At 65.2% G+C, this 14,809-nt stretch carries 17 protein-coding genes; 9 read left to right on the top strand and 8 right to left on the bottom strand.

The window, feature by feature from the left end:
• Positions 1–16: 16 nt before the first annotated feature.
• From proC to ACTXG5_RS02385, 5 genes are all read left to right on the top strand, one after another.
• The gene (gene proC / locus ACTXG5_RS02405) at positions 17–895 is read left to right on the top strand and encodes a pyrroline-5-carboxylate reductase (protein ID WP_445162176.1); all 879 of its coding nucleotides are present in this window, start codon (positions 17–19) and stop codon (positions 893–895) included.
• Between the two features lie 139 nt (positions 896–1,034).
• Positions 1,035–1,289: a cell division/environmental response transcriptional regulator gene (locus ACTXG5_RS02400; protein ID WP_445162175.1), complete on the top strand. Its 255-nt coding sequence runs from the start codon at positions 1,035–1,037 to the stop codon at positions 1,287–1,289.
• A 172-nt stretch (positions 1,290–1,461) separates the two neighbouring features.
• Positions 1,462–1,563, top strand: coding sequence for a 30S ribosomal protein bS22 (locus ACTXG5_RS02395; protein ID WP_003402602.1), 102 nt, complete (start codon positions 1,462–1,464; stop codon positions 1,561–1,563).
• A 137-nt stretch (positions 1,564–1,700) separates the two neighbouring features.
• Positions 1,701–2,774 (top strand): SDR family oxidoreductase, encoded by a 1,074-nt coding sequence (locus tag ACTXG5_RS02390; RefSeq protein ID WP_445164235.1) that lies wholly within the window; start codon positions 1,701–1,703, stop codon positions 2,772–2,774.
• A gap of 5 nt (positions 2,775–2,779) precedes the next feature.
• Positions 2,780–3,847, top strand: a complete 1,068-nt coding sequence (locus ACTXG5_RS02385) for a lysophospholipid acyltransferase family protein (RefSeq protein ID WP_445162174.1) — start codon at positions 2,780–2,782, stop codon at positions 3,845–3,847.
• A gap of 97 nt (positions 3,848–3,944) precedes the next feature.
• On the opposite strand, the gene ACTXG5_RS02380 is transcribed toward ACTXG5_RS02385, so the two are convergent.
• From ACTXG5_RS02380 to ACTXG5_RS02345, 8 genes are all read right to left on the bottom strand, one after another.
• On the bottom strand, positions 3,945–4,871 hold the full coding sequence (locus tag ACTXG5_RS02380; RefSeq protein ID WP_445162173.1) for a cyclopropane mycolic acid synthase family methyltransferase: 927 nt from the start codon (positions 4,869–4,871) through the stop codon (positions 3,945–3,947).
• Positions 4,872–4,881: 10 nt separating this feature from the next.
• Complete coding sequence (locus tag ACTXG5_RS02375; protein WP_445162172.1) at positions 4,882–5,394, bottom strand: FAS1-like dehydratase domain-containing protein; 513 nt, start codon at positions 5,392–5,394, stop codon at positions 4,882–4,884.
• Between the two features lie 46 nt (positions 5,395–5,440).
• Complete coding sequence (locus ACTXG5_RS02370; protein WP_445162171.1) at positions 5,441–6,358, bottom strand: HAD family hydrolase; 918 nt, start codon at positions 6,356–6,358, stop codon at positions 5,441–5,443.
• 691 nt (positions 6,359–7,049) lie between these two features.
• Entirely contained in the window at positions 7,050–7,265 is a 216-nt protein-coding gene (locus ACTXG5_RS02365; protein ID WP_445162170.1) for a hypothetical protein, read from the bottom strand.
• 39 nt (positions 7,266–7,304) lie between these two features.
• On the bottom strand, positions 7,305–9,245 hold the full coding sequence (locus ACTXG5_RS02360) for an ADP-ribosyltransferase (RefSeq protein ID WP_445162169.1): 1,941 nt from the start codon (positions 9,243–9,245) through the stop codon (positions 7,305–7,307).
• A complete protein-coding gene (locus tag ACTXG5_RS02355) occupies positions 9,242–9,664 on the bottom strand; it encodes a hypothetical protein (protein ID WP_445162168.1) in 423 nt (140 codons plus the stop codon). The genes ACTXG5_RS02360 and ACTXG5_RS02355 overlap by 4 nt, the downstream gene beginning before the upstream one ends.
• A 4-nt stretch (positions 9,665–9,668) precedes the next feature.
• Positions 9,669–9,959 (bottom strand): WXG100 family type VII secretion target, encoded by a 291-nt coding sequence (locus ACTXG5_RS02350; protein ID WP_445162167.1) that lies wholly within the window; start codon positions 9,957–9,959, stop codon positions 9,669–9,671.
• Complete coding sequence (locus tag ACTXG5_RS02345; protein WP_445162166.1) at positions 9,952–10,263, bottom strand: WXG100 family type VII secretion target; 312 nt, start codon at positions 10,261–10,263, stop codon at positions 9,952–9,954. Before ACTXG5_RS02345 ends, ACTXG5_RS02350 begins: the two co-directional genes overlap by 8 nt.
• 93 nt (positions 10,264–10,356) lie before the next feature.
• Between ACTXG5_RS02345 and ACTXG5_RS02340 the strand changes: the two genes are divergently transcribed.
• The 4 genes from ACTXG5_RS02340 to ACTXG5_RS02325 all read left to right on the top strand — a co-directional run bounded on the left by ACTXG5_RS02340 (position 10,357) and on the right by ACTXG5_RS02325 (position 14,798).
• On the top strand, positions 10,357–10,626 hold the full coding sequence (locus tag ACTXG5_RS02340; RefSeq protein WP_445162165.1) for a glutaredoxin family protein: 270 nt from the start codon (positions 10,357–10,359) through the stop codon (positions 10,624–10,626).
• Positions 10,627–10,748: 122 nt separating this feature from the next.
• Positions 10,749–12,146 carry a glutamyl-tRNA reductase gene (locus ACTXG5_RS02335; protein WP_445162164.1) on the top strand — a complete coding sequence of 466 codons (1,398 nt, stop codon included), beginning with the start codon at positions 10,749–10,751 and terminating at the stop codon, positions 12,144–12,146.
• Positions 12,147–12,159: 13 nt separating this feature from the next.
• Positions 12,160–13,107 carry a hydroxymethylbilane synthase gene (gene hemC, locus ACTXG5_RS02330; RefSeq protein ID WP_445162163.1) on the top strand — a complete coding sequence of 316 codons (948 nt, stop codon included), beginning with the start codon at positions 12,160–12,162 and terminating at the stop codon, positions 13,105–13,107.
• Positions 13,108–13,130: 23 nt separating this feature from the next.
• Positions 13,131–14,798, top strand: a complete 1,668-nt coding sequence (locus ACTXG5_RS02325) for a uroporphyrinogen-III synthase (RefSeq protein WP_445162162.1) — start codon at positions 13,131–13,133, stop codon at positions 14,796–14,798.
• Positions 14,799–14,809 lie beyond the last annotated feature (11 nt).

Genomic DNA, 14,809 nt, shown 5'->3' with positions numbered 1-14,809 from the left:
CTGCGATGCTTTCGGCATGGCGAGAATCGCGATCATCGGTGGTGGCAGCATCGGCGAGGCCTTGCTGTCGGGCCTTCTTCGGGCGGGGCGGCAGGTCAAAGACCTGGTGGTGGCCGAACGGGTGCCCGAGCGCGCCAAGTACCTGGCCGAAACCTATTCGGTGTTGGTGACGACTTCGCTGACCGATGCCGTGGAAAACGCGACGTTTGTCGTCGTCGCGGTGAAGCCCGCCGATGTCGAGTCGGTGATGGGGGAGCTGGCCCGGCTTGCCGGCGCAGCCGAGGGCGACAGCGCCGAGCAGGTTTTCGTCACCATCGCGGCCGGGATCACGATCACCTACTTCGAGTCCAAACTGCCGGCCGGGACTCCGGTGGTCCGGGCGATGCCGAACGCAGCGGCAGTGGTGGGTGCGGGGGTGACCGCCCTGGCCAAGGGCCGCTTCGTCACTGCCCCGCAGCTCGAGGAGGTCACCGCGCTGTTCGACGCCGTCGGCGGCGTGCTGACTGTCCCGGAATCGCAAATGGACGCGGTGACCGCACTGTCGGGTTCGGGTCCCGCGTACTTCTTCCTGATGGTCGAGGCCCTGGTGGACGCCGGCGTCGCGGCGGGCCTGAGCCGGGACGTGGCGACCAGTCTGACGGCGCAGACGATGGCCGGATCGGCGGCATTGCTACTGGAACGGCTGGATCAAGAGCCGCCGACACCTGGGGGTGAGGCGCTGGGGAGACCGGCGGACGCCACCGCGGCGCAGCTGCGCGCGACGGTGACCTCGCCTGGCGGTACGACCGCCGCTGCGCTGCGCGAACTCGAACGAGGGGGCCTTCGGATCGCCGTCGACGCGGCTGTTCAGGCCGCCAAAAAGCGCTCTGAGCAGCTAAGAATTACAAGTGAATAATTTAAGGATTTCAAAATGATTATCCCCCACCAGTACCAGTAACCACACTAGTCCCGCTATTCTCCTTGTGTATGCCCGTGTGGGTGCCTGCGGCGGGGAAGCCGATGGCATTGCGTGGGCCTGACATGATTGGGTTGCGATGACGTCTACGAACGGGCCATCGGCGCGAGATTCCGCTGGAAAGCGGGACACCGCTTCTGTTGATAGCCAGCAGGCCAGGACACAATTTCTCACCGTCGCGGAAGTGGCGGCCCTGATGAGGGTCTCCAAGATGACGGTTTACCGCTTGGTGCACAACGGCGAGCTGCCGGCGGTTCGGGTTGGTCGTTCCTTCCGGGTGCACGCCAAGGCCGTCCACGACATGTTGGAGACGTCGTACTTCGACGCGGGCTGAGCCGAAGCCCCGCCGCGCGACGGCGGTGGACCGGGTCAAGGCCGAGCATGGCGTGTGGCCGTTTGAGTGGTCACGCGACCGGCGGTTTGGTGTTCGGTGCGTCCAGCCGGGTAAAGTGGCCTGGTCCTTTAGCAGTCCTTAAGAAGCGGTCACGGGTCAGATAGCGGAGTTCATGGGTTCAGTAATCAAGAAGCGGCGCAAGCGTATGTCGAAGAAAAAGCACCGCAAGCTCCTACGCCGCACACGGGTGCAGCGCAGAAAACTTGGCAAGTAAGTCCCGTCCCGCCAATATTCCGTACTCGTCGACCGGCGCGCGGCCATAACGCCGCGGCTTGTCGCGGCCGTTAGGCTACTCGAGTGGATTCGTCGAGCGGGGGCAGCGCCGGAACGGGCGACAGCACGGATAGCACCATGCACTACCCCAAGGTGGTGCTGGTCACTGGGGCGTGCCGTTTTCTCGGCGGCTACCTGACTGCTCGGCTGGCGCAGAATCCGCTGATTCAAGCGGTGATCGCCGTGGATGCGATCGCCCCCAGTAAGGACATGCTGCGCCGGATGGGACGGGCGGAGTTCGTCCGCGCCGACATCCGGAATCCTTTCATAGCCAAGGTGATTCGCAACGGCGACGTCGACACGGTGGTGCACGCCGCGGCGGCGTCGTATGCGCCGCGCTCCGGCGGTACGGCGGCGTTGAAGGAACTCAATGTGATGGGCGCGATGCAACTTTTCGCGGCCTGTCAGAAAGCGCCCTCGGTTCGCCGCGTGGTGCTGAAATCGACCTCTGAGGTTTACGGGTCGAGTCCGCGCGATCCGGTCATGTTCACCGAAGACAGCAGTAGCCGTCGGCCCCTGCGCGGGGGTTTCGCCAAGGACAGCCTCGACATCGAGGGGTACGTGCGCGGATTGGGCCGCCGCCGGCCCGATATCGCGGTGACAATTCTGCGGCTGGCCAACATGATTGGCCCGGCGATGGACACCACGCTGTCGCGGTATCTGGCCGGACCGTTGGTCCCGACGATGTTCGGCCGCGACGCGCGATTGCAGTTGTTACACGAGCAAGACGCGTTGGGTGCGCTCGAACGCGCGGCGATGGCCGGCAAGGCCGGCACCTTCAACGTCGGGGCCGAGGGCATCGTCATGCTGTCGCAGGCGATCCGGCGGGCGGGCCGGATTCCGTTGCCGGTACCCGGTTTCGGTGTGTGGGCGCTGGATTCGCTGAGACGGGCTAATCGTTACACCGAGATCAATCGTGAACAATTCAATTACCTAAGTTATGGCCGAGTCATGGACACCGCGAGGATGCACTCCGAGCTCGGCTACCAGCCGAAATGGACGACGGCGGAGGCGTTTGATGACTATGTTCGCGGTCGTGGCTTGACTCCCATAATTGACCCGCATCGGGTACGCTCCATGGAAGGTCGCGCCATAGCCTTAGCGCAGCGCTGGGGTAGCCGAAATCCAATTCCGTGGAGTGGGGTCAGGTAGATATCGTGGCGGGTGAAACCAGAGCGAATGTTATTCCCCTGCATAGCAATAGGGGTCGCGTAGCAGCTCGCCGGAGAGCCGTCCAACGTGCCGATGCCTCGCGTCAACATCCCTCGTTGCTGGCCGATCCGCACGGCGGCGCGTCGGCCGAACAGGTCGCCGCAGTGGTTCGCGAAATCGACGAGCACCGCCGCGGCGGAGGTTCGACTTCGTCAGCCGACGCACCGCTCAACGAGTTTGCCCAACAGGTCGCCGCAGTCACCGGATTCTTCCGCCAGCGACTGACGGGCGACTACACCGTCGACGAGTTCGGGTTCGATCCGCACTTCAACAACGCCATCGTTCGGCCTTTGCTGAGATTCTTTTTCAAGTCGTGGTTCCGGGTCGAGGTCAGCGGAATCGAGAACCTGCCGAGCGAAGGTGCCGCGCTGTTGGTGGCCAATCACGCCGGGGTGTTGCCGTTCGACGGATTGATGTTGTCGGTCGCGGTGCACGACGAGCATCCGGCCCAGCGGGACATGCGGCTGCTGGCCGCCGACATGGTGTTCGACTTACCCCTGATTGGCGGAGCCGCGCGCAAGGCGGGCCACACCATGGCCTGCACCACGGATGCGCACCGACTGCTGGCCGCCGGCGAACTCACCGCGGTGTTCCCGGAGGGCTACAAGGGCTTGGGTAAGCCCTTCGAGGACCGCTATCGACTGCAGAGGTTCGGACGCGGCGGCTTCGTGACGGCAGCGCTGCGCACCAAAGCGCCGATCATTCCTTGCTCGATCATCGGGTCCGAAGAGATCTACCCGATGCTCACCGACGTGAAGCTACTGGCGCGACTGTTCGGCCTGCCCTACTTCCCGGTCACCCCGCTGTTCCCGTTGGCCGGTCCGGCGGGCCTGGTGCCGCTGCCGTCGAAGTGGCGTATCGCGTTCGGTGAGCCGATCTACACCAGCGACTACGCCGCGTCAGACGCCGAGGACCCGATGGTCACCTTCGAGTTGACCGATCAGGTGCGCGAGACGATCCAGCAGACGCTGTACCGGCTGTTGGCCGGGCGTCGCAACATTTTCTTGGGCTGAGCAATCCGGCGGCTGAGCAATCCGGCGGCGGGCGCATTCCGCAGATATGCAAACGCCCCGGCGCCAGTCGGCACCGGGGCGTTCTACGTGCAAGCGGTTACTTGACCAACGTGAACTGGCAAACGTTCGTGTAGCCGTCGCGGAACAGATCCGAGCAGCCACGCAAGTATTTCAAGTAGATGTCGTAGGTCTCCTGCCCCTTTAGGGCAATCGCCTCATCCTTGTGCGCCTCGAGGGCATCCCCCCAGGCGGTCAGCGTCGGTACGTAGTTCTTACCGATCTCGTGGTGACGCTCGATCTTGAAGCCCGCCTCGGTCGAATACTTGTCCACCAGGTTGATCTGCGGCAATTTACCGCCGGGGTAGATCTCCTTGAGGATGAAACTGATGAACCGCAGCAGGGTCATATTCACCTTCAAGCCCATCGCTTTGCCCTCTTCGGCGGTGGGTACCACGATCGAGTGCAGCAGCATGCGGCCGTCGTCGGGCAGCAAGTCGTAGTACTTCTTGAAGAAGGTGGCGTAGCGCTCGTACCCGGCGTCACCTGCGCCGTCGGCGAAGTGCTCGAACGCACCCAGCGACACGATCCGGTCGACCGGCTCGTCGAATTCTTCCCAGCCCTGGATCCGCACCTCTTTACGGCGGGGGCTGTCCATCTTTTCGAACTCGGCCACACAATGGGCGTACTGGTTCTCGCTGAGCGTCAAGCCGATCACGTCGACGTCGTACTCCTGCACCGCGTGCCGCATCGTCGAGCCCCAGCCGCTGCCAATGTCGAGCAGCTTCATGCCGGGCTCGAGGTTCAGCTTGTCCAGCGCGAGCTTGCGTTTGGCGTACTGCGCCTCTTCCAGCGTCTTGGTCAGATGCTGCGGGTCCGGATTCTCGTCAAAGTAGCCGCAGCTGTAGGTCATCGAAGGATCAAGCCAGAGCTTGAAGAACTCGTTTGATTTGTCGTAGTGGGAGCGGACTGCTTCGACTGGTGGCTTTAGCTGGGTGGTGCCACCCTTTTCCCCCTGGGACGTCATTAAATCGACCCTACTTTCCGGCTGATATGGACGCAATTGCGGCGACGGTTGCTTCAGCGCCGGCTTCTTGTTGTGCCGCCTCGCCCAGCATCGTAACGATGCTGGTGACGATCGGTTTCCCTTCGGCGTCTGTGATTTCGCTTCGGATCTCCGCGATGACAGTGCCGTGGGACTCGATCACCGAGTCTAGATAGGTGTCGAAGTGCAACTTATCGTGGGCCAGCATCGGGCGATGGAATTGGAACTTTTGGTCGCGATGCAGGACTCTGGCGATGTTGATCGGGATGCTGAACTTGGTGAAGATATCCAGCTGCACGCGCCGTCCCGCGATCGCCAGGAACGTCAGCGGGGCCACCATGGCCGGGTACCCGGCCTCGGCGGCGTCAGCCTCGCTGAAGTGCGCCGGGTGGTCGTCTTGTATCGCGGCCGCGAACTCCCGGATCTTCTCGCGTCCGACCTCGAAGTAATCCGGCGCCCGATAGTGGCTGCCGATGAGCCCTTCGGCTCCTACTGGAGTTGTCATGGCTTTGCCGCTCTCCACTCGAATTGTTGCTCAGCGGCGCAGCTTATCAGCGTGATTGGCGGCGCGACGCCAACGCCGCCAGCGCACCGCCCGCGGCGCCGAGCGCCAGTGCCGACGGGACTCCGATCCGGGCGGCCTTGCGGGCGGTTCGGAAGTCGCGGATCTCCCATCCCCGTTCGCGGGCCAGGCCGCGCAGTCGGGCGTCGGGGTTGATGGCGACCGCCGTGCCCACCAGCGACAGCATGGGGACGTCGTTGTAGCTGTCGGAATAGGCCGTGCAACGTTTGAGGTTGAGGCCCTCGCGGATCGCCAGCGACCGCACGGCGTGCGCCTTGCCGGGGCCGTGCAGGATGTCGCCGACCAGGCGGCCGGTGAATATCCCGTCGACCGATTCGGCGACCGTCCCCAGCGCACCGGTCAGGCCCAGCCGGCGCGCGATGGTCGCGGCGAGTTCGTACGGCGTTGCCGTGATCAGCCACACCTGCTGGCCGGCGTCGAGGTGCATCTGGGTGAGTTCGCGGGTGCCGGCCCAGATCTTGTCGGCGATGATCTCGTCGTAGACCTCTTCGCCCAGGGCGACCAGCTCCTCGACCGAGCGACCCTCGATGAAGGTAAGGGCTTTGCGCCGACCAGCGGCGACGTCGTCGCTGTTCTCCTTGCCGAGCAGCTGAAACTTGGCCTGCGCGTAGATGAATCCGAGTACGTCGCGATAAGTGAAGTAGTTGCGCGCGGCCAGGCCGCGACCGAAATGCACCGCGGAGGAGCCCTGCACCAGCGTGTTATCCACGTCGAAGAACGCGGCGGCGGTCAGGTCGATCGGCGGCTGCGGGCCACCCTCGGCGGCGGCCGCTTCCTGTAAACCCTCGAGCGCACGGGCGGCGCTGGCGTTGGCGACCACCGATTCCAGCTCAACTCGGACGGCGGGGTCTGTGCCGTTCGACCCACCCGACTCAGGGGAAGTCATCGCCACTCCTCCTAGCTCGCCGTGCCGCCCGGTGGCCGGTGTTGCGGCCGCTATCAACCCTATCCGGCAGATGCGGGGGGCAGGTTTACGCCTCTGGCATCGTTTGGTGTCACGACGGCTGCCAGCCTGACAGCGTTCGGCTCAGTTGCCGAAACATCCTCGGGGACTTAGGGTTTGGTATCCGTGGGTCGATGCGTCGCGCCCGTTCTACGTCTATGGCCGACCCCAGTATTTTACTGCGTTCGCATTTTCCAGCGCCGTAAGTTCCTCGCAAGACTCGGACGCTGCAGCGTCGGCAAACAATTCGTCGATCCGACCAAGGTTATTGCGGGCCCACACCGCTTGCCCAGTTGCAGACACCGTGTTCGTCTCATCGTAATTATCGAGGTGCTCTCGAATGGTCGATAGCCGGAACCAGTTTCGCGGCTCGGCTGCTAACTTAGTCGGAGCGACCCCGAACAGGATCTGTCCACGGTCATTAGAGATCTGCCAGCTCGTGAGTGAATTTGTCAGCGTCAATGACGCCCCGTTAGTTGCGACGCCCGACGTCCTGGAATCGGTAATTCGACAACTCGGATCCAGGTACAAGAAATCCAGGTACTTCACAAAAAATTCCAACAGGGTCGTCAACGGTTTACTCTTTTGCCTGCTGGAGTCCTCGAGCGGACGGCGTCATCAGGCGTCGAACCTTTCAGCTCTTTTGTTGCTTGTCGTACTCAGTGCCCGACACGTCGTCCCAAAATTTTGGTGAGACTTCCTTGACTCGATCTTGCGGCTCTACAGCGTCCACTTTTCGCTGAAACTCGTCGAAGAGCTTCCTTGCGCGTGCCACCTCCGCCTCTGTTGGCGGCGTAACGCCGGCTTCCTCGGGCGTGGAAAAGGTCTTCCCAGCAATTTTCTTGCTCATCTTGAAAGCTCCCCTTTCTTTTTGCAGATCATGAATTACCTATCGCTCAATCATTTCGATAATCGTTCGAGCTGTTTGCGGGTCCACTGTTTTACTTAGAATATAGAATTTTGCGCCGGGTGGAAATAAGATCTCTTCCTCGCCGGGGAACATCGATACAGAAGAAATATCTCGCCCTGTGGTGGACAAAATCCGGAACTCGACATTCCCGCCGAATGTTGGCGACTGCGCTACCGCAGGATTCGTCGTGGTGCTCATGAATGCGGGTTCCGTAATGACTTCGCCGGGTTCATAACCGTCGAGTACCTCAGGCGGGAGGTTCGTGCCACGAACGACCGGGCCTTCATACGCCGGGAGTTTCTCCAACGCTCGATTTAGTGCGTCAATACGCGCCTGTTGAGATGCGTCCAATGCGTCGCTCCTCAGAGCGTTATTTAGGTCTTGGTAGCCAGACCCAGTGTAATCGGCCAGTGCCGACAGATCACCCGAGGTCAAGGCGCTCATTGGGATTGGATGGTTGCTGCCGTCGCCGGGCTGATGTGGCGGACCATCGCCTTCGCCCGGGGGATGCGGGGGTTGGTGGGGTTCATGCGCGCCCGGTTCGCCGGCCTGGGGTGCCCCGCCGTGGGGGAGTGGCGCTTCGGCGGGGGCTCCGCCGCCCATGGGCCCCGACGCCGGTGACGGCAGATGCGGCGCTGAGGGCATAGAAGCCGAGGGCAGAGAAGCTGTACGCGCAGACGCCGCTGGGGTCGCGGTGTTGGGAACCGGTTCGCCCGGACTCCCGCCCGGTGAGACGGGCACTCGGGCGGGCACGGACTCATGCGGATGGGGAACTGGCGAGGATTCCGCGGGTACCGATGGCTTGCCCGCGCTAACCGGCGGCGGGGCTGGCGGTTTGGGCTCGGTTGGGCTGTGCGGCGGCGGGGTGCCGGTCGGGGCTGGGCCCGGCTTGGGCGGTGGTGCGGGACTCCCCGGTTCCGGCGGCTTGGCGCCGGGCGCCTGTTCGGGTGCTGGGGGCGGCTTAGGTGCCTCGGGCGGCTTGATCGCTGGCGGTTCCGGAAGCTTGGGCACCGGCGGCTTCTTGAAGCCCTTGATCGCATCGAGAGCGGCGCGGCTCCTCGTGCCCAACTTCGAGAGCGGCCCGCCGGGCAGGGCAAACGTGGCGACGTCAAACAGCGTCCGCCCAAAGGCCCCGGCAGGGTCGGTGTCCCACTGGTCCCAGTGGGAGACATCCTTGCCCGCCGTTTTCCACGAGTCCCAGACCGATGGCGCACCGTCGGGGCCCAAGCCGACGAGCGGCGCAGCACCCAGGACCATGCCGTTCAAATCGTGGAAGTAGCCCACCGGGTCGAACAGAAGCCGCACCTGACTGATGCCCCGTAACCCCTTGCCGAATCCGAGGGCCTCGTCGCCAAACTCTTTGGCGCCGTGGCCAACACGATCGATGGCGTGGCCCACGCTCGTGCTGTGCAGGAACTGATCCCACTGCCGGGAGGCATAGTCGGCCATCGTGGTGACGATCGTCGTCGCCTCGGCGAGGGTGGCGGCGATCTGAGCTTCCAGTGCCTGCACCTCGGCCCGGAAGTTGTCGACCACCGTGCGGATGTCGTCGGCGATCTTTTTGATCTCGTCTTCGTCCTCGTCGGTCAGGATGTCCCAGACCTCTTTGATCCCGGTCAGCGGATCACAGATGCGGGCCAACAAATCCAGGATCGCCGCATGCACCTTGTCGACCTTGGCCGCATAGCTAGTGAGCTGGGCCGCGATCTGCTGGCACTGCTGTACGAGGCTGGTAGTGCTGCTATAGGCATCGGAGAAGGCGCGATCGATGTCCGCGCCCTCCGGAATGTGTTGGGCGCGAATAGCTCCCATCGGAGCGCCGGTTCCGAGGATTTCGCCGAGCGCGAACTGGGTGCCCGCCGCACTCCATGCGGCGGCCGCGGCGCGCAACTTCGCCGAATCACCACTCGGCCAGATCATCCCGAGATACGGAGCCACCCAACCCCAGCCCGGCGGTGCGCCGTCACTGCCTTCGGCCGACGACGGCGGAGAGCCAGCTGACGTCGGTCCGGGCGAGGGCGGCGTCGGCAACGGGTTGCCGCTGCCGCCAATGTGGACATCGCCTCGGCCAGCGAGTAGTTGTGCGCCGACATCCGCACACCAATACCGAGTCCGCACAACCCATTTCGGGTGGTCACCATCGCGTCGACGAGCTTGGATGCCGAACTATCGTAGCTGTGGCCCAGCGCAGCGCCGGCGGGATCGTCGCCGGCCATCCCGGCACATCCCGACAGCGCCGCGATCAACGTCGAGATCACCGATGCCAACCCCTCGGCGGCGGTGACCACCTCGGAGCCTGCTCCGTCCAGAGCCACCGGGTCGACTCCCAGGGGGGCCATTAGCTCACGACCACATCGCCAAATTCGTTGACATGGCGCCCGTGTAGTTGCCGTGCGCCGTCGTGCCCGCCGTCCGCAACTGAGCCAGCGCCGCGCGCATCATCGCCTCGCCGCGAGCCCAATGTTGGTGGGCTTGTGCGTGGGCTGTCGCCGCCTCACCCGACCACGTGGCGTGCAAATTGCTTACCAGAGAGTCGATTTCGGTGATCGCGCTTTCGGCATAGCGCTGAAATTCGGCCATCCGCTGCACCGCGTCGGACAACGCCTGGGGATCTACCCGAAATGCGTCAACCATCGTGCACCTGCCGAATCGCTTGGGTGGAGACAGCTTCGTTGTGCTCGAAACCCGCACCGGCCTGGGCTACCGCGCTCGCCAGGATCGACAATCCGGTCTCGACCTCGCGAGCCCCGCGGTGCCAGAGCTCCCACGCGCGGGAGTAGGCGCTGCCCGATCCGCCCTGCCAGCCGCCCAGCATCTCGCCGACCTGGCCGTCCAGCTCGGCTAGCTGATTGCGCAGACTCTCGGCACCGCCGCGCAGCGCCTGGGCAAATCCATGCATGACCAGTGGATCGACGCGCAGATTGGTCTCGGCAGCCATAGCCGCAACCTAATAATCGGCGGCCCGGCCCACAATTCACCCTGAGGCCACCGACGCCGGCTCGCGGCTCGGCGCCGATGCCACACTGGTGCCATGACTCAGGCCACGGGCCGCCCGAAGGTGGAGCTGCTGACCCGCGAGGGATGCACCGTTTGCGCGCGGGCCTACGCGCGGCTTGCTGAACTGGCCGGAGAGCTGGATTTCGACCTCGCTACCACCGACGTCGACACCGCGGCCGCGGCTGGCGATCCCGGGCTGCGGGCCGAGTTCGGCGACCGTCTGCCGGTGATTTTGCTGGATAGCCGCGAGCACAGTTACTGGGAAATCGACGAACCGCGGCTGCGTGCCGACCTTGCCCGTTAACGCTGCGGGCCCAGAGCTTGGTCGGAGCTGACTCATTATTTGGTAGCCCACCGAATAAACCATTACCGTAGACACCAGTTTGGTTACTGGAGTAGCGAGGGAGCTGGCCAGGTGATGCTGCCGTGAGCATCTTGCTCTTCGGGGTTTCGCACCGTAGTGCGCCGGTCTCCGTTCTGGAACAGCTCAGCATCGACGAATCCGATCGCAACAAGATCGTCGATCGTGTCTTGCAATCGCCGCTGGTCACCGAGGCCATGGTGCTCTCGACCTGCAACCGGGTCGAGGTCTACGCGGTGGTCGATGCGTTCCACGGCGGGCTGGCGGTAATCGGGCAGGTGCTGTCGGAATACTCCGGAATGTCGATGGGCGACCTGACCAAATACGCCTACGTGCGCTACAGCGAGGCGGCCGTCGAGCACCTGTTCGCCGTTGCCAGCGGTCTGGACTCCGCGGTGGTCGGCGAGCAGCAGGTGCTTGGTCAGGTGCGCAGGGCTTACACGGCCGCTGAGGCCAACCGCACCGTCGGGCGGGTGCTGCACGAGCTGGCCCAACGCGCGCTGTCGGTGGGTAAGCGGGTGCATTCCGAAACTGCCATCGACGCTGCCGGTGCCTCGGTGGTTTCGGTCGCGCTGGGCATGGCCGAACGCAAGGTAGACGGGCTGGCGGGCAAAACCGCGGTGGTCGTCGGCGCCGGGGCGATGGGCGCACTGTCGGCGGGACACCTGATCCGTGCCGGCATCGACCAGATCCTGGTAGTCAACCGGTCGCTGTCCCGCGGACAACGGCTGGTCCGCAAGATCCGCGAATCGGGCGTGCGAGCTCAGGCGTTGACGCTTGACCGGCTTGCCGACGCACTGGCGGACGCCGACGTCGTGGTCAGCTGTACGGGCGCGGTGAGCCCCGTGGTTTCCCTGGCCGACGTCCACAACGCGCTGGCTGGCGGGCACCGCGACGAAGTTGGCCGCCCGCTGCTGATCTGCGACTTGGGCATGCCCCGCGACGTCGATCCCGCGGTGGCCGGACTCCCGGGTGTCTGGGTCGTCGACGTGGACCGCATCCAACATGAACCCGCGGCTCACGCCGCTGCCGGCGACGTCGACCAGGCGCGCCACATCGTGGCCGCCGAGGTTGCCGCCTATCTGGCGGGACAGCGGATGGCCGAGGTGACCCCGACGGTGACCGCGTTGCGCCAGCGCGCTGCCGACGTCGTCGAAGCGGAGTTGCTGCGTCTGGAAAACCGGCTTCCGGGGCTGGAGAGCGGCCAGCGCGAGGAGGTTGCTCGCACCGTCCGGCGGGTGGTGGACAAGTTGCTGCACGCGCCCACGGTCCGCATCAAGCAACTCGCCAGCGCCCCCGGCGGCGACAGTTACGCCGAAGCCCTGCGCGAGCTTTTCGAACTCGACCAGACCGCCGTCGACGCCGTCGCCACGGCGGGTGAATTGCCAGTGGTGTCAACGGGATTCGATGCTGGCACCCACACCCATCCGGCGCCCGGCGGCCCAAAGCAATCCGCTGAGTAGTCGATTGGCGCACGTGATCCGCTTAGGTACGCGGGGCAGTCTGCTGGCCACCACCCAGGCCTCCCTCATCAGAGACGCTCTGATCGCCAACGGCCACCCCGCGGAGTTGGTGATCATCAGCACAGCTGGTGACCAGTCGTCGGCGCCCATCGAAAGTCTGGGTGTGGGCGTTTTCACCACCGCATTGCGCGAGGCCATTCAGGATGGCCGTGTCGACGCGGCTGTGCATTCGCACAAGGATTTGCCCACCGCTGACGACCCCAGGTTCACGATCGCGGCGATACCCACCCGCAACGATCCGCGTGACGCGCTGGTGGCCCGCGATGGACTGGTGCTCGGGGAGTTGCCGGCAGGTTCGCTGGTGGGGACGTCGTCCCCGCGGCGGGCCGCGCAGCTTAGAGCATTGGGTCTCGGTTTGGAAATCCGCCCCCTACGAGGCAACCTAGATACCAGGTTGAACAGGGTAAGAAGTGGTGATCTTGACGCCATCGTGGTGGCCCGGGCCGGTCTGGCCCGGCTGGGCCGTCTCGCTGATGTCACCGAGACGCTAGAGGCGGTGCAAATGTTGCCAGCACCGGCTCAAGGAGCGCTCGCCGTCGAATGCCGTGCCAGTGACAGCGGACTAGCGGCAGTGCTGGCGGAGTTGGACGACGCCGAGACGCGCGTGGCGGTCACCGCGGAACGAACTCTGTTGGCCGAACTGGAGGCGGGTTGCTCCGCACCGGTGGGAGCGATCGCCGAGGTGGTCGAGTCCATCGATGAGGACGGTCGCGTCTTCGACGAGCTGTCGCTGCGCGGCTGCGTGGCGGCGCTGGATGGATCCGACGTGATCCGTGCGTCCGGCATCGGCGCCCCCGAGCGGGCACGAGAGCTGGGGCTCTCGGTGGCCGCGGAGCTGTTGGAGTTGGGCGCCGGAGAGCTGATCGGAGAGGCGCGGCGAGATTCCGCGCAAGGAAACTGAATGAGAGTGACGTGGGAGCGACAATGACGACGCGAGGGCGCAAGCCGAGACCGGGCCGCATCACGTTCGTGGGCTCCGGCCCGGGTGACCCGGGATTGTTGACCACGCGGGCGGCGACCGTACTGACCAACGCCGCCTTGGTGTTCACCGATCCCGACGTACCCGCACCGGTGCTGGCACTGATCGGCAGGGACCTGCCGCCCGTCTCGGGCCCGGCACCTGCCGAACCGCCCCCCGGGCCGGCCGATGGATCACCCGACGGCGATCCGCCTCAGGCTGCGCCCACGGTGCTGTCCGGCGGCGCTGACATCCGCCCGGCGCTGGGTGAGCCCGCCGATGTTGCCAAGACGCTGACCGCCGAGGCCCGCACGGGTGTCGACGTGGTGCGCCTGGTGGCCGGTGACCCCCTGACGCTCGACGCGGTGATCAGCGAGGTGAATGCCGTCGCGCGCACTCACCTGCACATCGAGATCGTGCCTGGCCTGTCCGCAACCAGCGCGGTGCCGACCTATGCGGGCCTACCGCTGGGCTCCTCGCACACGGTTGCCGACGTGCGTGGCGACGTGGACTGGGAGGCGCTTGCGGCGGCTCCCGGACCGCTGATCCTGCAGGCCACCCCGACGCATCTGGCCGACGCGGCCCGCACCCTGATCGAGCACGAGCTGGCCGAGACCACGCCGTGCGTGGTGACCTCGCAGGGCACCACCTGTCAGCAGCGCTCGGTCGAAACCACGCTGCACGGATTGACCGATCCGGCGATCGTGGCCGGCGCCGGCGACCCCGCGGGCCCGCTGACCGGACCGCTGGTGGTGACCATCGGCAAGACGGTGCACAGTCGCTCGAAGCTGAATTGGTGGGAGAGCCGCGCGCTCTACGGCTGGACCGTGCTGGTGCCGCGCACCAAGGACCAGGCCGGCGAGATGAGCGAGCGGTTGACGTCGTACGGCGCGCTGCCGGTCGAGGTGCCGACCATCGCCGTCGAGCCGCCGCGCAGTCCCGCCCAGATGGAACGGGCCGTCAAGGGACTGGTCGACGGTCGGTTCCAGTGGGTGGTGTTCACCTCCACCAACGCGGTACGCGCGGTGTGGGAGAAGTTCGGCGAATTCGGGCTGGACGCCCGCGCGTTCTCCGGGGTGAAGATCGCCTGCGTCGGTGAGTCGACGGCCGACCGAGTCCGGGCCTTCGGGATCAGCCCCGAGCTGGTGCCGGCCGGGGAACAGTCCTCGCTTGGTCTGCTCGACGACTTCCCGCCCTACGACAGCATTTTCGACCCGGTCAACCGGGTCTTGCTGCCGCGTGCCGACATCGCCACCGAGACGCTGGCCGAGGGACTGCGCGAACGTGGTTGGGAGATCGAGGATGTCACCGCGTACCGGACGGTGCGCGCGGCACCCCCGCCGGCGGCTACCCGCGAAATGATCAAGACGGGTGGCTTCGACGCGGTGTGCTTCACCTCCAGCTCGACGGTGCGCAACCTGGTCGGCATCGCCGGTAAACCGCACGCGCGCACCATCATTGCCTGCATCGGCCCCAAGACTGCCGAGACCGCTGCCGAGTTCGGCTTGCGGGTGGATGTGCAGCCCGAAACGGCTGCCATCGGCCCACTGGTCGACGCGCTGGCCGAACATGCCGCGCGGTTGCGCGCCGAGGGCGCGCTGCCACCTCCGCGCAAGAAGAGCCGCAGGCGCTAGATGGCGATCGC

Source organism: Mycobacterium sp. Dal123C01 (assembly GCF_052566995.1).
This window is presented reverse-complemented; position numbering and strand designations above follow the sequence as displayed.